We start from the raw sequence: 17,962 nt of genomic DNA on the forward strand, positions 1-17,962 counted from the left end.
GGCACACAACCTGATGAGGAGACAGGCCATGTCCTTGCAAAACAGCAGCGACGACAAGATTCAAGTGATCCGCACCAAGCCCGGTCAAGCTCTGGGTTGCTCGATCATCGATGAGGACGGCCGCGAAGTGCCGATCACCGAAGAGATGATCCAGAAGGCCTGCCGCGAACTGGATCAGCGATTGGTCAAGCCTGCCGAACAAAAGTGATGTTGCCACCGTCTTCCTGACCCGGCCCTGATGGCCGGGTTTTTTATGCCTGCCGGCCAAGGGCCGCGACGCACTCACTGACGCCATCGCCAGCGGCCTGGCCCCCACATCGGTTGCGGCGCAGACCGACACGGTGGGAGCCAGCCTGCTGGCGATGAAGCCGCCCCGGTTCATCAGACCGCCACAGCCCCCAACGCCGCCACGATCTGCCGCAGGGCCGGGGACTCCCCCTCGATCCTGACCTTGAGCCCTTCGATCTCGCGCCGCACCGGATACCCCTTGCGCAACGCATCGAACGCCGCCCGCTGCGCGCCGACATCGTCCACCAGGCTGCGCCGGAAGTCTGCATCGTCCCGGCGCGGGTCGTACACGCCGCGGCACAGCGCCGCCAAGGCCCAGGCCGGGTCGGTGTCGGCATGCAGGGTCATCTGGGCCAGCCACGGCGCCGGCAGCAAGTCTTCGAGACGGATGCTGGCCGGATGACCGATGACGTCGCAGTAGGCCTGGTAGATCTGCGCGGTGCCGCGCTGCTTGCCGTCGAGGCTGTAGCCGGCGATGTGCGGCGTCGCCAGCACGCAGAGGTCGGCCAGCGCCAAGTCCACCTCGGGCTCGGCCTCCCAGACGTCGAGCACCGCTTGAACGTCTTCGCGGGCCAGCAGCACCTCGCGCAGTGCGGCGTTGTCGATCACCGGGCCGCGGGCTGCGTTGATCAGCCAGGCGCCGGGCTTGAGCCGCTGCAGACGCCCGCGGTCGAACAGGTGCCAGGTCGCGTCGTCGCCGGTGCGGGTCAACGGGGTGTGCAGGCTGATCACGTCGCACTGCTCGATGATCTGCTCAAGGCTCACGTAATCGCCGCCTTCGGCGGCCTGGCGCGGCGGGTCGCAGACCTTCACGCTCCAGCCCAGGCCTTTGAGCACCTTGACCAAACGCCCGCCGACTTGGCCGGCGCCCACCACGCCATAGGTGCGCCGGCTCAGGTCCGCGCCTTCGATGTCGGCGAGGGTCAGCAGGCTGCCGAGCACGTAGTCGACCACGCCCCGGGCGTTGCAGCCGGGGGCGCTGGACCAGGCGATGCCGGCTTCGGCGAAGTAGTCGAGATCCAGATGATCGGTGCCGATGGTGCACGTGCCGACAAAGCGCACGTGGCTGCCTTCGAGCAGGGCCCGGTCGACGTTCGTCACCGAACGCACCAGCAGGACATCGGCCTGTTCGACCGTGGCGCGGTCGATGGCCCGGCCCGGCACCCGGCGGATCTCGCCGAAACCGGCAAAGAACGCATCGAGCAGCGGGATGTTTTCGTCGGCGACAATCAGCATGGCAGGGGCTCCTTGGGCGGATCGGCAGTGTAGGCGCTGACACTGCGATGAGCCAGCGGACATTGCGCGCCCTGAGCCCTCCCGCCCCATGCCGCGATTACAAATCCCCAACACGGGATTTTTCCTGACCGATGCGTCAGCGGCGTAGAATGCGCCGCCCTGCGCATCAACCCTTGGACGCTTTGCCTGTGAACTCCGTGACCCAACGCCCCGCCGCCGTTTCCCCCGACCGCCCCGCCCGGATCCGTCTGGAGCTCAAGAGCCTGCTCGGCCTGGCCCTGCCGATCATCATCGCGCAACTGGCGACCACCGCCATGGGCTTCGTCGATGCGGTGATGGCCGGCCGCGTCGGGCCCCGGGACCTGGCGGCCGTGGCCCTGGGCAACTCGATCTGGGTGCCGGTGTTCCTGCTGATGACCGGCACCTTGCTGGCGACCACCCCGAAAGTCGCCCAGCGCTTCGGCGCCGGCACCCACGGCGAAATCGGTCCGCTGGTGCGCCAGGCGCTGTGGCTGGCGCTGGCGGTGGGGCTGATGGCGACCGCGATGCTGGTCTGCGCCGAGCCGATCCTGCACCTGATGAAGGTCGATCCGGAGCTGATCGGCCCCTGCATGCAATACCTGCACGGCATCGCCAGCGGCCTGCCGGCGGTGGCGCTCTACCATGTGCTGCGCTGCTTCAGCGACGGCCTGGGCCGCACCCGCCCGGCGATGGTGCTGGGCCTGTGCGGCCTGGCGCTGAACATTCCGCTGAACTACGTGTTCATCTACGGCCATTTCGGCATGCCGGCCATGGGCGGCGTCGGCTGCGGTTGGGCCACGGCGATCGTGATGTGGGTGATGGCGCTGGGCCTGGCCGGTTACGAGCGCTGGGCGCCCGCCTACAAATCCAGCGAACTGTTCAGCCGTTTCGACTGGCCGCAATGGGCCGTAATCAAGCGCCTGCTGGCCATCGGCCTGCCGATCGGCATCGCCGTGTTCGCCGAGTCGAGCATCTTCGCCGTGATCGCCCTGCTGATCGGCAGCCTGGGTGCCACGGTGGTGGCCGGGCACCAGATCGCGCTCAACGTCAGCTCGCTGGTGTTCATGATCCCGTATTCGCTGGGGATGGCCGTGACCGTGCGGGTCGGTCAGGCCCTGGGGCGCGGGGAGCCGCGTGAGGCGCGCTTCGCCGCCGGGGTCGGCATGGGCAGCGCGCTGGCCTACGCGTGCCTCTCGGCGAGCATGATGCTGTTGCTGCGCGAGCCGATCGCGGCGATCTACACCGCCGACCCGACGGTGATCCACATCGCGGCGATGCTGATCGTGTATTCGGCGCTGTTCCAGTTCTCCGACGCGATCCAGGTCACCGCCGCCGGGGCGCTGCGCGGCTACCAGGACACCCGGGTGACGATGATCCTGACCCTGTTCGCCTACTGGGGCATCGGCCTGCCGGTGGGTTACGCCCTGGGCCTGACCGACTGGCTCGGCGAGCCCCGTGGCCCGAGCGGCCTGTGGCAGGGCCTGATCGTCGGCCTGAGCTGCGCGGCGCTGATGCTGTCGGTGCGGCTGATCCGCAGCGCCCGCAAGCGCATTCGCACCGGCCATCCGGCGGGCTGAGGCCCGTTCAGCCGAAACAAAAAACTGTGGGAGCCCGCCTGCCGGCGATGGCGGCAAGTCAGTCAACTTGATGTTGAACCGACTGCCTCATCGCCAGCAGGCTGGCTCCCACAGTGGGTTTTGAGCCCCTACCGGGTTCAGCCTTGCTTCTTGCGGATCCAGTACAGGTAGGTGCCGGCCTCTTCGTGCTGGGCCACCAGTTCGTGGTCGAGGAACGTGCAGAACTTGGGGATGTCGCGGCGGGTCGAGGGATCCGTGGCGATCACCTTGAGCAGGCCGCCGGGCACCAGGTCGCGGATGTGCTGGTGCAGCATCATCACCGGTTCCGGGCAATTGAGGCCGGTGGCGTCGAGGGTGCCGTCCACCGGGGTATCGATCATTTCACTCATGGTTCACTCCTGAAGCAGGCCGGCATTGTCGCGCATTGCCGGGCGCGTGGCGAGCGAGCGCCCCCCCGCCGGGCGGCAAAGGCCCTCGCCACCGTGTTCATTTCCGTCATCCGCGGGATTTGGACTTTTTCGTGTCGTGCCGGCGCAAGTGGCAGGTAACTTCCTCGCGGTCGTGGTACAGCTGCTTGCAGCCGATGTCGACCTTGACGCCCCGGGCCTTGAAACCGTCGGCGATGCGTTCGAGCAGGCGTTTGACTTCGGCGTAGCGCTGCTTCATCGGCAGCTTGAGGTTGACCACCGCTTCCCGGCAGTGGCCCTCGCCGACCCATTCCTCGAGCATCGCTGCGTTGCGGGCCGGTTTTTCGACGATGTCGCAGACCATCCAGTCCACCGGCTGCTTGGGCTTGAAGGTGAAGCCGTCGGCCATCAGGTGCTGCACCAGGCCGGTGTCCATCAGGCTTTGCGCCATCGGGCCGTTGTCGATGGCCGTCACCAGCATGCCCCGGTTCACCAGTTGCCAGGTCCAGCCGCCCGGCGCGGCACCCAGGTCGACGCCGGTCATGTCGCTGTGCAGGCGCTCTTCCCATTGGTCACGCGGGATGAAGTGGTGCCAGGCCTCCTCCAGCTTCAGGGTCGAGCGGCTCGGCGCCTCCCGGGGAAACTTCAGGCGCGGAATGCCCATCGGCCACATCGCCGAGTTGCCGGCGTCGGCCAGGCCGAGGAACACTTCGCGGCCGCTCTTGAAGGTCAGCAGCAGACGCGGCTTGCCGGCGTCGTCCACCAGCTTGCCGGCGCCGGTCAGCGCCTTGCGCAGAGGGGCCTCGAATTTCTTGCAGAAGTTCGACAGCTCCTTGCCGTCGTTGGTGTCCAGCACTTCCAGCCACAGGCTGCCGCACACCGGAAATTCGGCCATATGGGCGAGGATCACGCTGATGCGGTCGGTTTCCGGCAGGTCGATGAAGACACCGCGGGCCCATTGGCGCGGGAAGATCAATTCGGCGAAGCGCTGACCGCGCATCAGCCGCTCGGCGCCGTCGGCTTCGCTGCACACGAACTCGGCGCAGGCGCTGGACGGCTTGGCCTTGGCGTAGCCGGCCACGTTCAGCCGGGCGGCGAGGTCGGAAATCTCGGAGCAGACTTCGCCTTCGAAGCCTGGCCGGCAGTGCATGAATAGGGTGTTCATTGAATCTCCTGGGCAACTGGCAATGGGTCGATGCGCAAACTTGCCCTGTAGCAAAGCCTGTCACGAAAACCGGCGCATGATAGCCGAGTTCGGAACCTTGGTTCTGTCTATAGAGTCGAGTGATTAGCCAGCTACCGGAAACGGGGCTAGGTTTAAAGCTCAGTTCGTCCCCTCAATCCGTAGCCGTGCGGATTCAAAGGAGTGATCGCAATGCCGTCCCTCGATAGCCTGAACACCCTCAAGACCCTGCCGGTCGACACCAAGACCTATCACTATTTCAGCCTGCCGGAGGCCGCCAAAAGCCTGGGCGACATCGACAGGCTGCCGATGTCGCTCAAGGTGCTGCTGGAGAACCTGCTGCGCTGGGAGGACGGCAAGACCGTCACCGGCGCCGACCTCAAGGCGATCGCCGCCTGGCTCAAGGAGCGCCGCTCCGACCGCGAGATCCAGTACCGCCCTGCCCGTGTGCTGATGCAGGACTTCACCGGCGTGCCCGCCGTGGTCGACCTGGCGGCGATGCGCGCCGCCGTGGCCAAGGCCGGCGGCGACCCGCAGCGGATCAATCCGCTGTCGCCGGTGGACCTGGTGATCGACCACTCGGTGATGGTGGACAAGTTCGCCACCGCCAGCGCCTTCGAACAGAACGTCGACATCGAAATGCAGCGCAACGGCGAACGCTATGCGTTCCTGCGCTGGGGCCAGAGCGCCTTCGACAACTTCAGCGTGGTGCCGCCGGGCACCGGGATCTGCCACCAGGTCAATCTCGAATACCTGGGACGCACGGTGTGGACCCGGGACGAGGACGGCCGCACGTATGCCTTCCCGGACACGCTGGTCGGCACCGACTCCCACACCACCATGATCAACGGTCTGGGCGTGCTCGGCTGGGGCGTCGGCGGGATCGAGGCGGAAGCGGCGATGCTCGGCCAGCCGGTGTCGATGCTGATCCCGGAGGTCATCGGCTTCAAGCTCACCGGCAAGCTCAAGGAAGGCATCACCGCCACCGACCTGGTGCTGACCGTGACCCAGATGCTGCGCAAGAAAGGCGTGGTCGGCAAATTCGTCGAGTTCTACGGCGACGGCCTCGCCGACCTGCCGCTGGCCGACCGTGCGACCATCGCCAACATGGCCCCGGAATACGGCGCCACATGCGGATTCTTCCCGGTCGATGACGTCACGCTGGACTACCTGCGCCTGTCCGGCCGCCCCGCCGAGGTGGTCAAACTGGTCGAGGCCTACACCAAGGCCCAGGGCCTGTGGCGCCTGCCCGGCCAGGAGCCGCTGTTCACCGACAGCCTGGCGTTGGACATGGGCAGCGTCGAAGCCAGCCTCGCAGGTCCCAAACGGCCGCAGGACCGGGTGGCGCTGCCCGATGTCGGCCAGGCGTTCAGCGACTTCCTCGATCTGCAGTTCAAGCCCGCCAGCAAAGACGAAGGCCGCCTCGAAAGCGAGGGCGGCGGCGGTGTGGCGGTGGGCAACGCCGACATGGCCGGCGAAACCGATTACGAGTACGAGGGCAGTACCTATCGCCTGAAAAACGGTGCGGTGGTGATCGCCGCGATCACCTCCTGCACCAACACCTCCAACCCCAGCGTGATGATGGCCGCCGGCCTGCTGGCGAAAAAAGCCGTGGAAAAGGGCCTGACCCGCAAGCCGTGGGTCAAGAGCTCGCTGGCGCCGGGCTCCAAGGTGGTCACCGACTATTACCGGGCGGCGGGACTGACGAAGTACCTCGACCAGCTCGGCTTCTCGCTGGTCGGCTATGGCTGCACCACGTGCATCGGCAACTCGGGACCGCTGCCGGAGCCGATCGAGAAAGCCATCCAGCAGGCCGACCTGACCGTGGCGTCGGTGCTGTCCGGCAACCGCAACTTCGAGGGCCGTGTGCATCCGCTGGTGAAGACCAACTGGCTGGCCTCGCCGCCGCTGGTGGTCGCCTATGCCCTGGCCGGCAGCGTGCGCACCGACATCAGCCGCGAGCCGTTGGGCGAAGACGCGCAAGGCCGTCCGGTGTACCTGCGCGACATCTGGCCCAGCAGCCAGGAGATCGCCGACGCGGTGAACCAGGTCAACACCGCGATGTTCCACAAGGAGTACGCCGAGGTGTTCGCCGGCGACGAGCAGTGGCAAGCCATCCAGGTCCCGCAGGCCGCGACCTACGTCTGGCAGGCGGACTCGACCTACATCCAGCACCCGCCGTTCTTCGACGACGTCGCAGGACCCCTGCCGGCGATCGGCGATGTCCGGGGCGCGCGGATCCTAGCGCTGCTGGGCGATTCGGTGACCACCGACCACATCTCCCCTGCCGGCAACATCAAGGCCGACAGCCCGGCCGGGCGTTACCTGCGCGAGCTGGGCGTGGAGCCGCGGGACTTCAACTCCTACGGCTCTCGCCGGGGCAACCACGAAGTGATGATGCGCGGCACCTTCGCCAACATCCGGATCCGCAACGAAATGCTCGGCGGCGAGGAAGGCGGCAACACGCTGTACATCCCCACCGGCGAAAAACTGGCGATCTACGACGCGGCGATGCGCTATCAGGCGTCGGGCACGCCGCTGGTGGTGATCGCCGGCCAAGAGTACGGCACAGGCTCCAGCCGTGACTGGGCAGCCAAGGGCACCAATCTGTTGGGCGTGAAGGCCGTGATCGCCGAGAGCTTCGAACGCATCCACCGCTCCAACCTGGTGGGCATGGGCGTATTGCCGTTGCAGTTCAAGCTGGATCAGAACCGCAAGAGCCTGAACCTCACCGGTCGGGAAACCCTGGACATCCAGGGCCTGAGCGGCGCGGAACTGACGCCGCGGATGAACCTGACGCTGGTGATCACCCGGGAGGACGGGCGTCAGGAGAAGGTCGAGGTGCTGTGCCGCATCGACACCCTGAACGAGGTGGAGTACTTCAAGTCCGGCGGGATCCTGCATTACGTGCTGCGGCAGTTGATCGCGTCCTGAGGGGCGCATGCCCGTCGGACTGCGCAGCGGGCCTGCTTTATTGGCCCGCTGCGCGCGCCAACCGGAGCAAGCTCCCTTGCCACAAGGGCACTTTCCTGCAGACGAAAAAAAACCCGCCGAAGCGGGTTTTTCCCAAGACCATTATCGACTCCCTGTCGGCAGCGATCCTTGCTCATGGTCGATCATCCATGATCCTGAAACACTCCCTGTGCTTCAGTTGATGTGGCTAGATTACGCATCGGATCCAATCTGGAAAAGTCGAAAAAGCTACCAGTGCGTGTAAGACATTCGCTATAGCACCCCTTCCGAAATCCCCTACGCCTGTCAGGCTTCGAGCGCCGAAGCCGCCAACTGCGCGACTTGCAGCTGCCCGGCAGCGGCTTGGCGGTCGTCATCCTCCAGGAACCACGCGGCCGACAGGCCGGCGAACGCCAACACCCATTGCAGCAGCCGCCGGCGTTCCAGCCCCGCCGCTTCGGCGATCACCTCGACCTGCCGGCGGAAGCGTCCGGGATCGCCCGCCGTCGGCAGTTCGGGGTTGCAGATCAGGTTGGCGTAGTCGTATCCACGCTCGCCGCGCACCCGCTTGGGATCGATGGCCAGCCAGCCCCGCGGCCCGAAATCGAGCACGTTGTCGTGGTGCATGTCGCCGTGCAGCACCACCACGTCCTGCGGCTCGGCAAGCAGGGCTTCGGCGGTGCGCAGGCTCTTCACGTAAGGCCCGCCGTGGCGCTCGGCCGCCTGGCGCAGGGAGGCGAACCACGGCGCCAGCTCCACCAGCGGCGGAGGCGGCGACGGACGCGGGGCATGCAGGCGCGCCAACGCCGAACAGAGGATCCGGCTGGCCTTGTCGTCCTCGCCGTTGAGCGCCATGCGCATCAGCGAACGGCGGCCCATGGCCCGTTCCAGCAGCAGGCCGTCGCCGTGATGGGCGATCACCCGCGCTGCGCCCTCGCCGTCCCACCAGGTCATCAGCAGGTTGCCGAATTTCTCTTCGGCGTCCACGGCGACCTTGAGCATCGCCGGAGCATCGCCCTGACGCACCGGCAGCAGGCGGCTGCCGAGGGTGATGACCGGCTCGCCGTCCGGCACCAGCGCCCAGCGCTGCAGCCACGGCCCGAACACGTCGCGCTCAGCCACCTTCACGCTCGCGGGCCCGTTCGCTCTCGGTCAGGAAATGCTCCAACCGGCTCAACTGCTCTTCCCAGCCACGGCTGTCCATGTAGTAGGCCTCCTTCTGGCGCACGTCGGGGATGTGCGCAAAGCCCGACTCGGACACCTTCAGCAGCGTGCCGTTCTCGTAGTCCTGCAGTTCGAACTTGACCAGCGTGGTTGGCTCTTGGGAGTAGTCGATCTTCGGGTTCACCGCATAGGGGTGCCAGCGGAACGAAAACAGCTGCTGCGGCTCGACCCGCTCCACCAGCACGTTCCACAGCACGTGCTCATAGCCTGGGTACGTGACCTGCCCTTGCGTCCATTCGCCGGCGATGAATCGCCGGCCTTCCAGCGCCACGCCGAACCATTGGCCGAACGCTTCGGCATCGACCAGCGCGCGCCAGACATGGGGGCGCGGCGACTTGAGCGTGATCTTGCGTTCAAAGCTATTGGGTACTGGTTTCATACGTCACCTCCTGTTTTGAACACTAGGCCTGTTCGACCACATGTCCAATGCGAAGTTGTATCAAACGTCGCACCCGATGCGACTAAACTTCACAGTCCCCTTAACGCAGACAACGAGAAAATCCATGTCACCACGCCTGCTCCTGGCCCTTGCGCCGCTGCTTTTCACCCCGCTCGTCCACGCGGCCGCCGATTGCGCCAACGCCAGCGACCAGTCGACCATGAACCAGTGCGCAGCGCAGGAAAACAAAGCGGCGGACAAGGAACTGAACGCGGTCTACCAGCAGATCACCGCGCGCCTGAAGGACAACCCCGACGGCAAGAAGCTGCTGGTGGGCGCCCAACGGGCGTGGATCGGCTTCCGCGATGCCGAATGCAAGTTCTCGGCGTCCGGGGTGACGGGCGGGAGCGTCTATCCGTTGATCTACAACAACTGCATCACCTCGGTGACCAAGGCGCGGACCGAGGCGCTCAAGCAGTACCTGAAATGCGAGGAAGGGGACCTGGGCTGCCCGGTGCCGGGCGCTTGATGCTCGTCTGGCCCTGATGGCCTCATCGTCGGATCGCCGCCCGGGGCAAGCCCGCTCGCACAAGGTCGGCGGCGCGAATGAAACAGCGGCCCCCACAGAGAATGCGTGAACACCTCGATTCCCTGTGGGAGCCCGCCTGCTGGCGATGGCGTCAGCGAAGACGCCGCCCCTTACCGGACAAACACCTGCGCCGTGGTGATCGCCATGTCCCCGCCCGGCAGCTTGATGCTGCCGGTCTGCTTCAGGGTCTCGGCATCGAAGATCGCCACGTCGTTGAAGGTGCCGGCCAGGTAGATCTTGCTGCCGTCCTTGTTGAACGAAATGCAGTAGTAGGAGTGATCCAGGTTCGCCGCCTGGATCAGCTTCTTCTGCTTGATGTCGTACTTGGCCAGGCGATTGAGCACGCCGAACATCAGGTTCGGATCCTTGGGCGAGCGCATGCCGCTGAAGTAGATCTCGGTCAACGGGCCGAAGTCCGTGGTTTCGGTCTTGCCGGTCTTCAGGTCGACGCTGAACAGGCCGTACAGGTAGTCGGCCGTGGCCGGATCCTGCTTCTTGTCCTTGAACTTCGCCGCCGTGTAGAGCAGCGAGAAATCATGCCGGTAGGTCTGCTGGTTCCACACATAGAGCACGTCCGGCGCACTGTAGTTGGGGCGTTTCCAATGGCGGCTGGGGATCAGCACGTCGAACTTGCCGGTCTTCACGTCGACCTTGTACACATCGGCCCCCGCCACATACAGCGTGCCGTCGTCGCCGCTCTGCATGATCGTCAGCTGCCGCGGCGCCGGGAAGCTGCGCACCGGCTTGGCGTTCATCCCGGCGTCGGTCGCGTACACGTCCAGGCGCGGCTGCTTGACCTCGTAGCGGTCGTTGAGCATCTGCGTCGGGTTGGCGATGGCGTACAGTTCCTTGCCGTCGTGACTGACGGTGAAGGCGAACATCGAACGCGCCTTTTCCCCCGGCTGCTGGGTGATGCTGGCATGGAATACCTGTTTGCAGGTGTCCAGCGCCACGCCGTAGACATCGGCGTAATGGTTGTTCAGCACGTACGCGGTCTTGCGGTCCGGCGACAGCTGCACGGTGCCGGGGCCGAAGGCGTCGGGCATCTTGCAGGTCTTGAACAGGCTGTCGGTGGCCAGGTCGATGACGTGCAGGTTGTTGGGGTAGTTGGTGGTCAACATGTATTCGTGACCGTCTTGCAACGCCGTGTTCTCATCGGCCAGGGCGCTGAGCGAACAGGCGCTCAGGACGGCGAACGCGGCCAGGCCGCAGGCTTTGATGCTGTGCATGCTGGAATCCTTTGTCTGACCGATCATTTGTCTTTGGGGAAGACGGTGCCGAGGTTGCGCCAATTGTCGTTGGACGCCTGGGCATCCTTGTTCCAGTCCGGGTAGGTGCTCATCATGTCCGGCACCTGGGCCGGCCACCAGCACGGGTCGGAGCAGCCGTACAGGTCCGCCTCCATCGGCTGGCACAGCGACGACACCCCGCCGAACGCATCGATTTCCCAGCCCGGATCCGTGGTCGAGGCGCAGCCGGCGACGGAACTCATCGCCACCACCTCTTCGATGCGGTTCTCGGCCGCGGCCTGATCGAGCTTCTGCGCTTTGTTGTTGATTGCCTTGAGATGTTTCATGTCAGTGAGCCTTGCGCGGAGTGATGTAGCGGCTGATGAACGCAGGGTTGACGGCCATGATCCGGGTGTAGACCTCGATGCCGAAGTCCACCCAGTCACGCATCAGTTCGCAGTAGTGATAGGTCGGGTGGGCCGGATCGCCGTAGCGGGCGTAGCTCTCGTGGTAGCAGCCGCCGGAGCAGAGGTTGCGGATCCGGCAGTCTTGGCAGCCGGTGCCGGTGCGGTCCAGGCGCTGGGACAGGAAGTCGTTCAGTTCCACCTGTTTCACGCCGCCATGGACGTTACCGAACGTCGGCAGCGACGAGCCGGTGAAGCGGTGGCACAGGTTCAACTCGCCCTTGTGGTCGACCGCCAGCATCTTCAGCCCGGCGCCGCACGGCAGCGCTTTCTTGTGGCCCTCATGGATGTCGGTGATCAACTGGTGCAGGTTGGAGAAGCCGATGTTGCGGTGCTCCAGCGCCGCCTCCAGGTAACGCCGGCCCAGCTTCTTCATGTTGGCGAACACCTCGACCAGCTCGGCGCCGGAGAGGTTGAAGCTGCTGATGTCGCCCGAGGTCACCGGCGCGAAACCGACCTCGGCAAAGCCCAGCTCGTTGAACAGGTGATCCCAGATGGTCTCGACGTCGGTGACACCGGTGGTCAGCGTCACCCGGGCGCCGACCGGGCGGCTGTCGTAGCGCGACAGCAGCATCTGCGCCTTGCGCCGCACCACGTCGTAGGTGCCCTGCCCGCCCACGGTGATGCGGTTGCGGTCGTGCACGGTCTTGGGTCCGTCGATGCTCACCGACAAGCCGAAGCGGTGGGCGTTGAGGTAGTCCACAGTCTCTTCGGTGAGCAGCGTGGCGTTGGTGGTCATGACGAACTCCACCGATTTGCCGGCCTCGCCGAAACGCCTTTCGCAGTAATCGACCATGTACTCGATGAGTTTGCGGTTGCTCAGCGGTTCGCCGCCGAAGAACACCACGGTGTACCGCTCTTCGTCCGGCGACTCGCGCAGCAGCATTTCCACCGAGGCGACGGCGGTCTCCACGTCCATCTTCTTGCCGGCGGACGGCTTGTCGAGGTCTTCCTTGTAGCAGTAGGTGCAGCTCAGGTTGCAGCCGGTATTGACGTTGAGCACCACGGTGTTGATGGCCGTGCGCTCGACCCGTTTGGCGGCGATGTCCGGGGTCAGCGGCGAGCCGTCGCTGACCAGCTCCAGCGAGATCAGCTCGCGCAGGGTCTCGTGGATCGCCTCGCCGTCGAACTGCGCGCCGAGGCGCCGGACCAGGTCTTCCGGGGAGCAGCCGGAACCGCGCAACGCATCGATGATGGTGCCGGTCAGTTCATCGCTGGCGAACAGCGAACTGCTGGGGATATGGAACAGCATGCGGTCGGCGTCGACGTGCACTTCGTGCAGGTTGCGTTCGACCAGATTCAAGATGGCGCCCATTGCAAACCTCCTGTGCAGGCCCCGCTTGGCGGGGCCGGCGGTCATTCCTAAAAGTGTCTGAAGCTCGTGCGTTCAGGCCGTCTCACGGAATGGGTGGATTGTTCCAGCGCTGCACGGTGACGATCAGGTGACCTTCGCCGGTCAGGGACTTGCCCGCATCGTCGACGGCGGCGATCACCTTGAGGTTGCCGGCATTGTTGGTGGACATCTTGCGCGCCGGGTTCGGCCCGGCATCGCCCGGTGTGAACACGCCCGCGTCGCCCTGCATGGTGCCGGCGAACTTGACGTCTTCGTCCTCCTTGGCGCGCTCGTCGAAGGCTTCGACTTTCCATTGCGCCGGGAACACACCGATGCGGTACGGCTTGCCGTCGGCGCCCTTGCCCCAGGCTTCGGCGTCGAAACGGCCTTGGACTTTCGGCGTCGAACCGCCGCCCTCGCCGATCCGCGCCACCGAAAACGCCGGCACCACCTTGACCGAGTCGACCGTGCCGTACACCGCCAGGCTCGGGCCTTTCAGGCCGCCGACGCTGACCGTTCGCAGGCCCGGCAGGGCATCGGCCGCCGCCTTGACCTTGACCTTGATCCGGTCGGCGTCCTGCTCAAGCACCGCAAGCACCTGCACGCCCTTGCCGAAGTCCGGCTTGCCGTTCAGGCCGCTGCCGATCAGGGTCACTTCGGCCTCGCCGCCGGCCTTCACATACCCCGGCTGCACCGCCAGCAGACGCTGGGAGCCCTGTTTGGCGGCAACGAAATCCAGGCCCCGCTCATCGTGCTCGGCCTCGAACATCCGGCCTTGCATGGCCGAGCCCTGGGCGGCGAACACCTGGCGCAGGGTCACGCCGTCGACGGTGACGTTGCCGCGCCATTCGTAGCCGCTGTAGAGGATGGCGCTGCCGTCGCCGTTGAACGGGCTGCCGTCGGCGTACTGACCTTTGACGCTGACCTTGAAGGTATCGCTGCCGTCGGCGGTGACGCTCATCACCCCGGCCAGTTCGCCCTTGCCCGGCAGGTGGCCGCTGAAGCTCCAGTCCCCCGCCAGCGCCGCAGCCTTGGGTGCGGTCTTGAGCCAGGCCTGCCACGCCGGATTGTCCAGCGCATAACGCTTGGCCAGCAGCGGCACCATCTCTTTGCGGGCGATGTCGAACCAGTCGCGGTCACGCGCCAGCGCCTGGTACTCCAGCGACGGCCATTGGCCCAGGTGGAAGTTCACCAGCCGCTCCCATTCCTGGGCCGGGCGCCGTTGCAGGGCCACGCGCGCGCCGGAGTGGCAGCGGCCGCACATCTGCGCGGTCTTTTCGTCGAACTGCTCGACGGTGTTGAGCCGCCGCTCCAGTGCATAGCGCACGCCGTCGGTTTCGCTGGGCGCCAGGCCCTGGGTGTCGGCCAGGTACTTGACCAGCGTGCGCCGGTCCTCGTCGCTGATCTGCAGGCCGTGCATGGTCTGCATGCGGGCGATGCTCATCAGCCAGCCTTCCGGAGTCTTGCGCTGGTGGCTGATGCGGCTCAGTTTGTCGCCGGCTTCAGGGGTGTGACAGCCCTGGCAGGTTTCCCTGAGGATGGTCTGGGCGTCGCGGGCTGCCAGGCTGTGCGGCGAATGCAGGGCCACGCAAGCGGCCACGGCCAGCAGGCTGGCGCCCATGCCTGATCGGAGTCTTCTCTTCATCAACGTCGAACCTCGCACGGTGCTTTCTTATTGTTGTGGCTTGTCGTTCTTATGGTTTCTGCCGTCGGCGGCGCTGCGCGGACGGAGGCAAGCGAAACGTCTGAGCTGAGCAATACACAGAGCGTGCCAGCTTGCGGACAGGCTTTGCGATCAAGCAGTTACGTGCACACCGCAGCGTCCGTACCCTGCCGGCGACGGGCCCGCGCGTCCCATTTCGCGACAGCTGTTGCAGTGTGAGACAAGCACAACGGCCACGTCTGCGGCGCCGCGACCGACGACTGACACCCCGATATCAAAGTGCCTGCTACGCTTGCTGTTCGCACAGCCAGTGCGTCACGCCTCACACCACCGAAAACCTGAGGAATGGATCATGGGATCACATGGAAAGGGTCACGGCTGCACCCATTGCGGCTGCGAAAACCCGGTATGGAACGCACTCAAGCACACCGTCGACCTCAAGGCCTTCGCCGGCAAGGCCGCCGGGCTGCTGCCGGAGCCCGGCGGCGAATCGCTGGTCTTCACCGGCGGCACCATCTACCCCCTGATTGACGGCAACATGACCCAACGGGTCGAAGCGCTGGGCATCCACGGCGGCGACGTGGTCGCCTCGGGCAGCCTGGCCGAGGTGGAGGCCCGCATGAAAGCCCGGGGCATCCGTTACCAGACCCGCTCGCTGGGCGGCAAGACCCTGCTGCCGGGCCTCATCGAACCGCACGCGCACATCGTGCAGTCCTGCGTCATGGAAGGCTGGGAGGACCTGGGGCCGATCGAGGAGAAAACCCAGAAGCTCAAAGATCCCTATGACTGGGCCTGGCTCAAGGCAAAGATCCAGGACAGGCTCGGCACAGCGGATTTCACCGATCGATCGCGCTGGTTCCTGGGACGCATGGTCGACCCGGCGCTGATGCCGTTCACCGAATCCGGGCAGCCGGGCGTGCTGAACACGCTCACCGCGTTCTACTGCAAGGCCGATTTCGCCAAGGACGCCGACACCACCGGCAACCTGGACAGCATCGTGTCCGACCGGCCGCTGCTGCTGATCAGCGCCTCCATGCACACCGTCTACCTCAACACCGCCGCCTGCGACGTGGTGTATCACCATCAGGACAAGGCCAGCCAGGCGCTGCGCGACACCTACAAGACCTTTGAGAATTTCCTGTCGGTGACCAAGGGCAACCTGCAGGAAGAGGCCGGCATCACGCCCGCCCTGCTGTCGATCCCGCTGGTGCAGGCGCTGGACGTGGTGAACATCTTCAAGTACATGAAGGACTACTTCCATACGGCGTCCAGCCGCGGCATCACGCTGCTGTATGACGCGATGGTGGACCCGACCTCCAAACTGATCCTGGAAGCCTACGGCCTGACCCACCCGCGCAACCTGCGCATCGGCTATGCGGCCTCCTGCAACGGCGTGGACTTCAGCCACATCCCGCCGTACAAGCCGGTGACCAAGGAAGCCGCCCGGCACTTCTACCAAGGCTCGGTGAAACTGGTGTCGGATGGCTCCAACCAAGGGCTGACCGGTTATCAGGCCACACCGTACTGCTGCAAAACCGACCGGCCGGTGGGCAACTTCAACTTCTGCGACCCGGGCCCGGACAACACGACCCCGCAAGCTCTCCCCGACGCCTACCAGACCACCCTCAACAACGCCGTGGCCACCGGCTGGCCGCTGATGATCCACGCCAACGGCGACCGGGCCATCGAGTTCACGCTGCAGGCCTACAAGACCGCGCTGAAGGGCAAGAGCGGCCTGGACAAGCGTCACCGCATCGAACACTGCTCGCTGCTCACCCCGCGCACCCTGGATCAGTTGCAGAGCGTGGGCATTTCCCCAAGCTTCCTGATCGGCCACGTCGGCTACTGGGGCTACGCGTTCGAGAACGCCATTTTCGAAGACAAGGCCACGCGCATGCTCGACCTGTGCCAGGACGCCCTGGACCGGGGCCTGCGCATCTCGCTGCACAGCGACTGCACCGTCACGCCGCTGGGCCCGCTGCGCTCCATGGAACAGGCCGTCACCCGCAAAATGGAAGGCAAGCGTGAGAACGGCAAGTTCGTCACAGACGCCGCCCGCCAGCCGGTGCTCAACGAAGGCCAGTGCCTGACCCGGCAGCAGGCACTGAAAGCCATCACCTACGACGCGGCCTGGCAGTGCCATGCCGACCAGTGGGCCGGCTCGCTGAAGGACGGGCATTTCGCCGATTTCGTGATCTTGGACGACGATCCGCTCGACGAAAAAGTCCCGGCCAGCAAGATCCGTGAAATCACCGTGAGGGAAACCTGGAAGGGCGGACACAAAGTCTTCGCCCAATAACCGCCGCTGACGGCGCGGACGTCCGGCTGGCAGGCCGTACGTGCGCGCCCGATCAGCGGCAACCGGTCACAGGGCAGTTCATCGCCCGGCGATTGACGTACCCCCCGTCCCGGCGCGAAATGGTTGTTCACCCAGTGCTGACAGGGAGATGCGTCATGGCAAACATCACGGTCCTGGCGGGGGATTTTCTGCAAGGTGACGGCGTGTACCGGGACGGAAGCCTTACGCTCAGGACAACGTTGCACCCATGGCCGGGCCTTACCCTGCCGCTCTCATCGATCAAGACCCTCGAAGTCGCCAACGAGGAGTCGATCAGCAACTTCAAGGACGCCATCGGCTACGGCGTGGCCGGGGCCATGCTGCTGGGCCCCATCGGCGCCATCGCCGGGTTCATGCTCGCCGGCCACGAGACCGAAGTGACGTTCCTGGCGACCCTCAAGGACCGGCGCCGCCTGCTGATCGCCGCCGACAGCGACACCTACCAAGAGATCTCCCGCCAAGTCGCCTGCTGAATATTCCGCCAAGAGCCCTCTGGCACCTGATTGTCCTTCGTTGTGCCTGCCCGGAATCGGCCTTCACCCGTTCCGGGCGCGTTCGATCCTTACCAGGCGCTAGCGAACAGGCTTGTCTGGATGCACCTCGTACCGTGCGCCCGGCTCGCGACAGGCGAGCCCTTGCTCTGCCGGAACCGCCCCGCTTGCCTGCTTCCTGTCTCTTTGGCGCTGCCTCCGGTTGGCCGGTGGGGACATACGCAGATCCCTGTAGACCGCAAAGGCGATCAGCAAAAGAATGCCAAGCGACCACAAGGACAAGATCAGAACCGTCATAAATCCTCCTCAAGTACCGCGACCACATAGGACGCAACGATCACAAAGAAGCTGACGACAGCCATCGAGGCCCCCGTACGAACCTCTTCAGCCTCGACCACGTCGCCGATCAACAAAGCCGCGGCCCCCGTCACCATGAATCCCGTACCGATGCACAACAGCAGGTTGGTCATCCATCGAATGGTTTTGTTGTTCATCGACATCCTTGCCAGACATTCTCCCGCCAACTCCGTGGCAGGGTTCACCGCATGACGGCAATCGGGAATCCGCCCCCCATGCCGCCTGCGAAAC

At 65.4% G+C, this 17,962-nt stretch carries 16 protein-coding genes; 6 read left to right on the forward strand and 10 right to left on the reverse strand.

Annotated elements, in window-relative coordinates; all coding sequences use genetic code 11:
• Positions 1-28 precede the first annotated feature (28 nt).
• Positions 29-208 carry a PA1571 family protein gene (locus CAG31_RS20605; protein ID WP_085584577.1) on the forward strand — a complete coding sequence of 60 codons (180 nt, stop codon included), beginning with the start codon at positions 29-31 and terminating at the stop codon, positions 206-208.
• Positions 209-381: 173 nt separating this feature from the next.
• Here the strand turns inward: CAG31_RS20605 and pdxB are convergent, their stop codons facing one another.
• Complete coding sequence (gene pdxB, locus CAG31_RS20610) at positions 382-1,524, reverse strand: 4-phosphoerythronate dehydrogenase PdxB (protein WP_085584579.1); 1,143 nt, start codon at positions 1,522-1,524, stop codon at positions 382-384.
• A 188-nt stretch (positions 1,525-1,712) separates the two neighbouring features.
• Here pdxB and CAG31_RS20615 point away from each other — a divergent pair, with 188 nt between their 5' ends.
• The gene (locus CAG31_RS20615; protein ID WP_085584581.1) at positions 1,713-3,122 is read left to right on the forward strand and encodes an MATE family efflux transporter; all 1,410 of its coding nucleotides are present in this window, start codon (positions 1,713-1,715) and stop codon (positions 3,120-3,122) included.
• 137 nt (positions 3,123-3,259) lie between these two features.
• Here the strand turns inward: CAG31_RS20615 and tusA are convergent, their stop codons facing one another.
• A complete protein-coding gene (tusA, locus tag CAG31_RS20620) occupies positions 3,260-3,511 on the reverse strand; it encodes a sulfurtransferase TusA (RefSeq protein ID WP_085584583.1) in 252 nt (83 codons plus the stop codon).
• 106 nt (positions 3,512-3,617) lie between these two features.
• Complete coding sequence (rlmM, locus tag CAG31_RS20625; RefSeq protein ID WP_085584585.1) at positions 3,618-4,694, reverse strand: 23S rRNA (cytidine(2498)-2'-O)-methyltransferase RlmM; 1,077 nt, start codon at positions 4,692-4,694, stop codon at positions 3,618-3,620.
• Positions 4,695-4,904: 210 nt separating this feature from the next.
• Here rlmM and acnA point away from each other — a divergent pair, with 210 nt between their 5' ends.
• Positions 4,905-7,646 (forward strand): aconitate hydratase AcnA, encoded by a 2,742-nt coding sequence (gene acnA, locus CAG31_RS20630; RefSeq protein ID WP_085584587.1) that lies wholly within the window; start codon positions 4,905-4,907, stop codon positions 7,644-7,646.
• A gap of 324 nt (positions 7,647-7,970) precedes the next feature.
• Here the strand turns inward: acnA and CAG31_RS20635 are convergent, their stop codons facing one another.
• Complete coding sequence (locus tag CAG31_RS20635; protein WP_085584648.1) at positions 7,971-8,786, reverse strand: aminoglycoside phosphotransferase family protein; 816 nt, start codon at positions 8,784-8,786, stop codon at positions 7,971-7,973.
• Positions 8,779-9,267, reverse strand: coding sequence for an SRPBCC family protein (locus CAG31_RS20640; RefSeq protein WP_085584589.1), 489 nt, complete (start codon positions 9,265-9,267; stop codon positions 8,779-8,781). The genes CAG31_RS20635 and CAG31_RS20640 overlap by 8 nt, the downstream gene beginning before the upstream one ends.
• 124 nt (positions 9,268-9,391) lie before the next feature.
• Between CAG31_RS20640 and CAG31_RS20645 the strand changes: the two genes are divergently transcribed.
• Positions 9,392-9,796 carry a lysozyme inhibitor LprI family protein gene (locus tag CAG31_RS20645; protein ID WP_085584591.1) on the forward strand — a complete coding sequence of 135 codons (405 nt, stop codon included), beginning with the start codon at positions 9,392-9,394 and terminating at the stop codon, positions 9,794-9,796.
• 170 nt (positions 9,797-9,966) lie between these two features.
• Here the strand turns inward: CAG31_RS20645 and peaD are convergent, their stop codons facing one another.
• From peaD to peaA, 4 genes are all read right to left on the reverse strand, one after another.
• Positions 9,967-11,085, reverse strand: a complete 1,119-nt coding sequence (gene peaD, locus CAG31_RS20650) for a quinohemoprotein amine dehydrogenase subunit beta (protein WP_085584593.1) — start codon at positions 11,083-11,085, stop codon at positions 9,967-9,969.
• Between the two features lie 23 nt (positions 11,086-11,108).
• Positions 11,109-11,432: a quinohemoprotein amine dehydrogenase subunit gamma gene (gene qhpC / locus CAG31_RS20655; RefSeq protein WP_033061173.1), complete on the reverse strand. Its 324-nt coding sequence runs from the start codon at positions 11,430-11,432 to the stop codon at positions 11,109-11,111.
• A 1-nt stretch (position 11,433) separates the two neighbouring features.
• Complete coding sequence (peaB, locus tag CAG31_RS20660) at positions 11,434-12,864, reverse strand: quinohemoprotein amine dehydrogenase maturation protein (RefSeq protein WP_085584595.1); 1,431 nt, start codon at positions 12,862-12,864, stop codon at positions 11,434-11,436.
• Between the two features lie 82 nt (positions 12,865-12,946).
• On the reverse strand, positions 12,947-14,527 hold the full coding sequence (peaA, locus tag CAG31_RS20665; RefSeq protein ID WP_085584597.1) for a quinohemoprotein amine dehydrogenase subunit alpha: 1,581 nt from the start codon (positions 14,525-14,527) through the stop codon (positions 12,947-12,949).
• A 370-nt stretch (positions 14,528-14,897) separates the two neighbouring features.
• Between peaA and CAG31_RS20670 the strand changes: the two genes are divergently transcribed.
• Both CAG31_RS20670 and CAG31_RS20675 read left to right on the forward strand, forming a co-directional pair.
• Complete coding sequence (locus tag CAG31_RS20670; protein ID WP_085584599.1) at positions 14,898-16,844, forward strand: amidohydrolase; 1,947 nt, start codon at positions 14,898-14,900, stop codon at positions 16,842-16,844.
• A gap of 155 nt (positions 16,845-16,999) precedes the next feature.
• Entirely contained in the window at positions 17,000-17,356 is a 357-nt protein-coding gene (locus CAG31_RS20675) for a hypothetical protein (protein ID WP_085584601.1), read from the forward strand.
• A 311-nt stretch (positions 17,357-17,667) separates the two neighbouring features.
• Here CAG31_RS20675 and CAG31_RS20685 read toward each other — a convergent pair whose 3' ends face one another.
• Positions 17,668-17,868 (reverse strand): hypothetical protein, encoded by a 201-nt coding sequence (locus CAG31_RS20685; RefSeq protein WP_085584605.1) that lies wholly within the window; start codon positions 17,866-17,868, stop codon positions 17,668-17,670.
• Positions 17,869-17,962 lie beyond the last annotated feature (94 nt).

Source organism: Pseudomonas sp. R25(2017), from assembly GCF_002112565.1.
Lineage (GTDB): Bacteria > Pseudomonadota > Gammaproteobacteria > Pseudomonadales > Pseudomonadaceae > Aquipseudomonas > Aquipseudomonas ekonensis.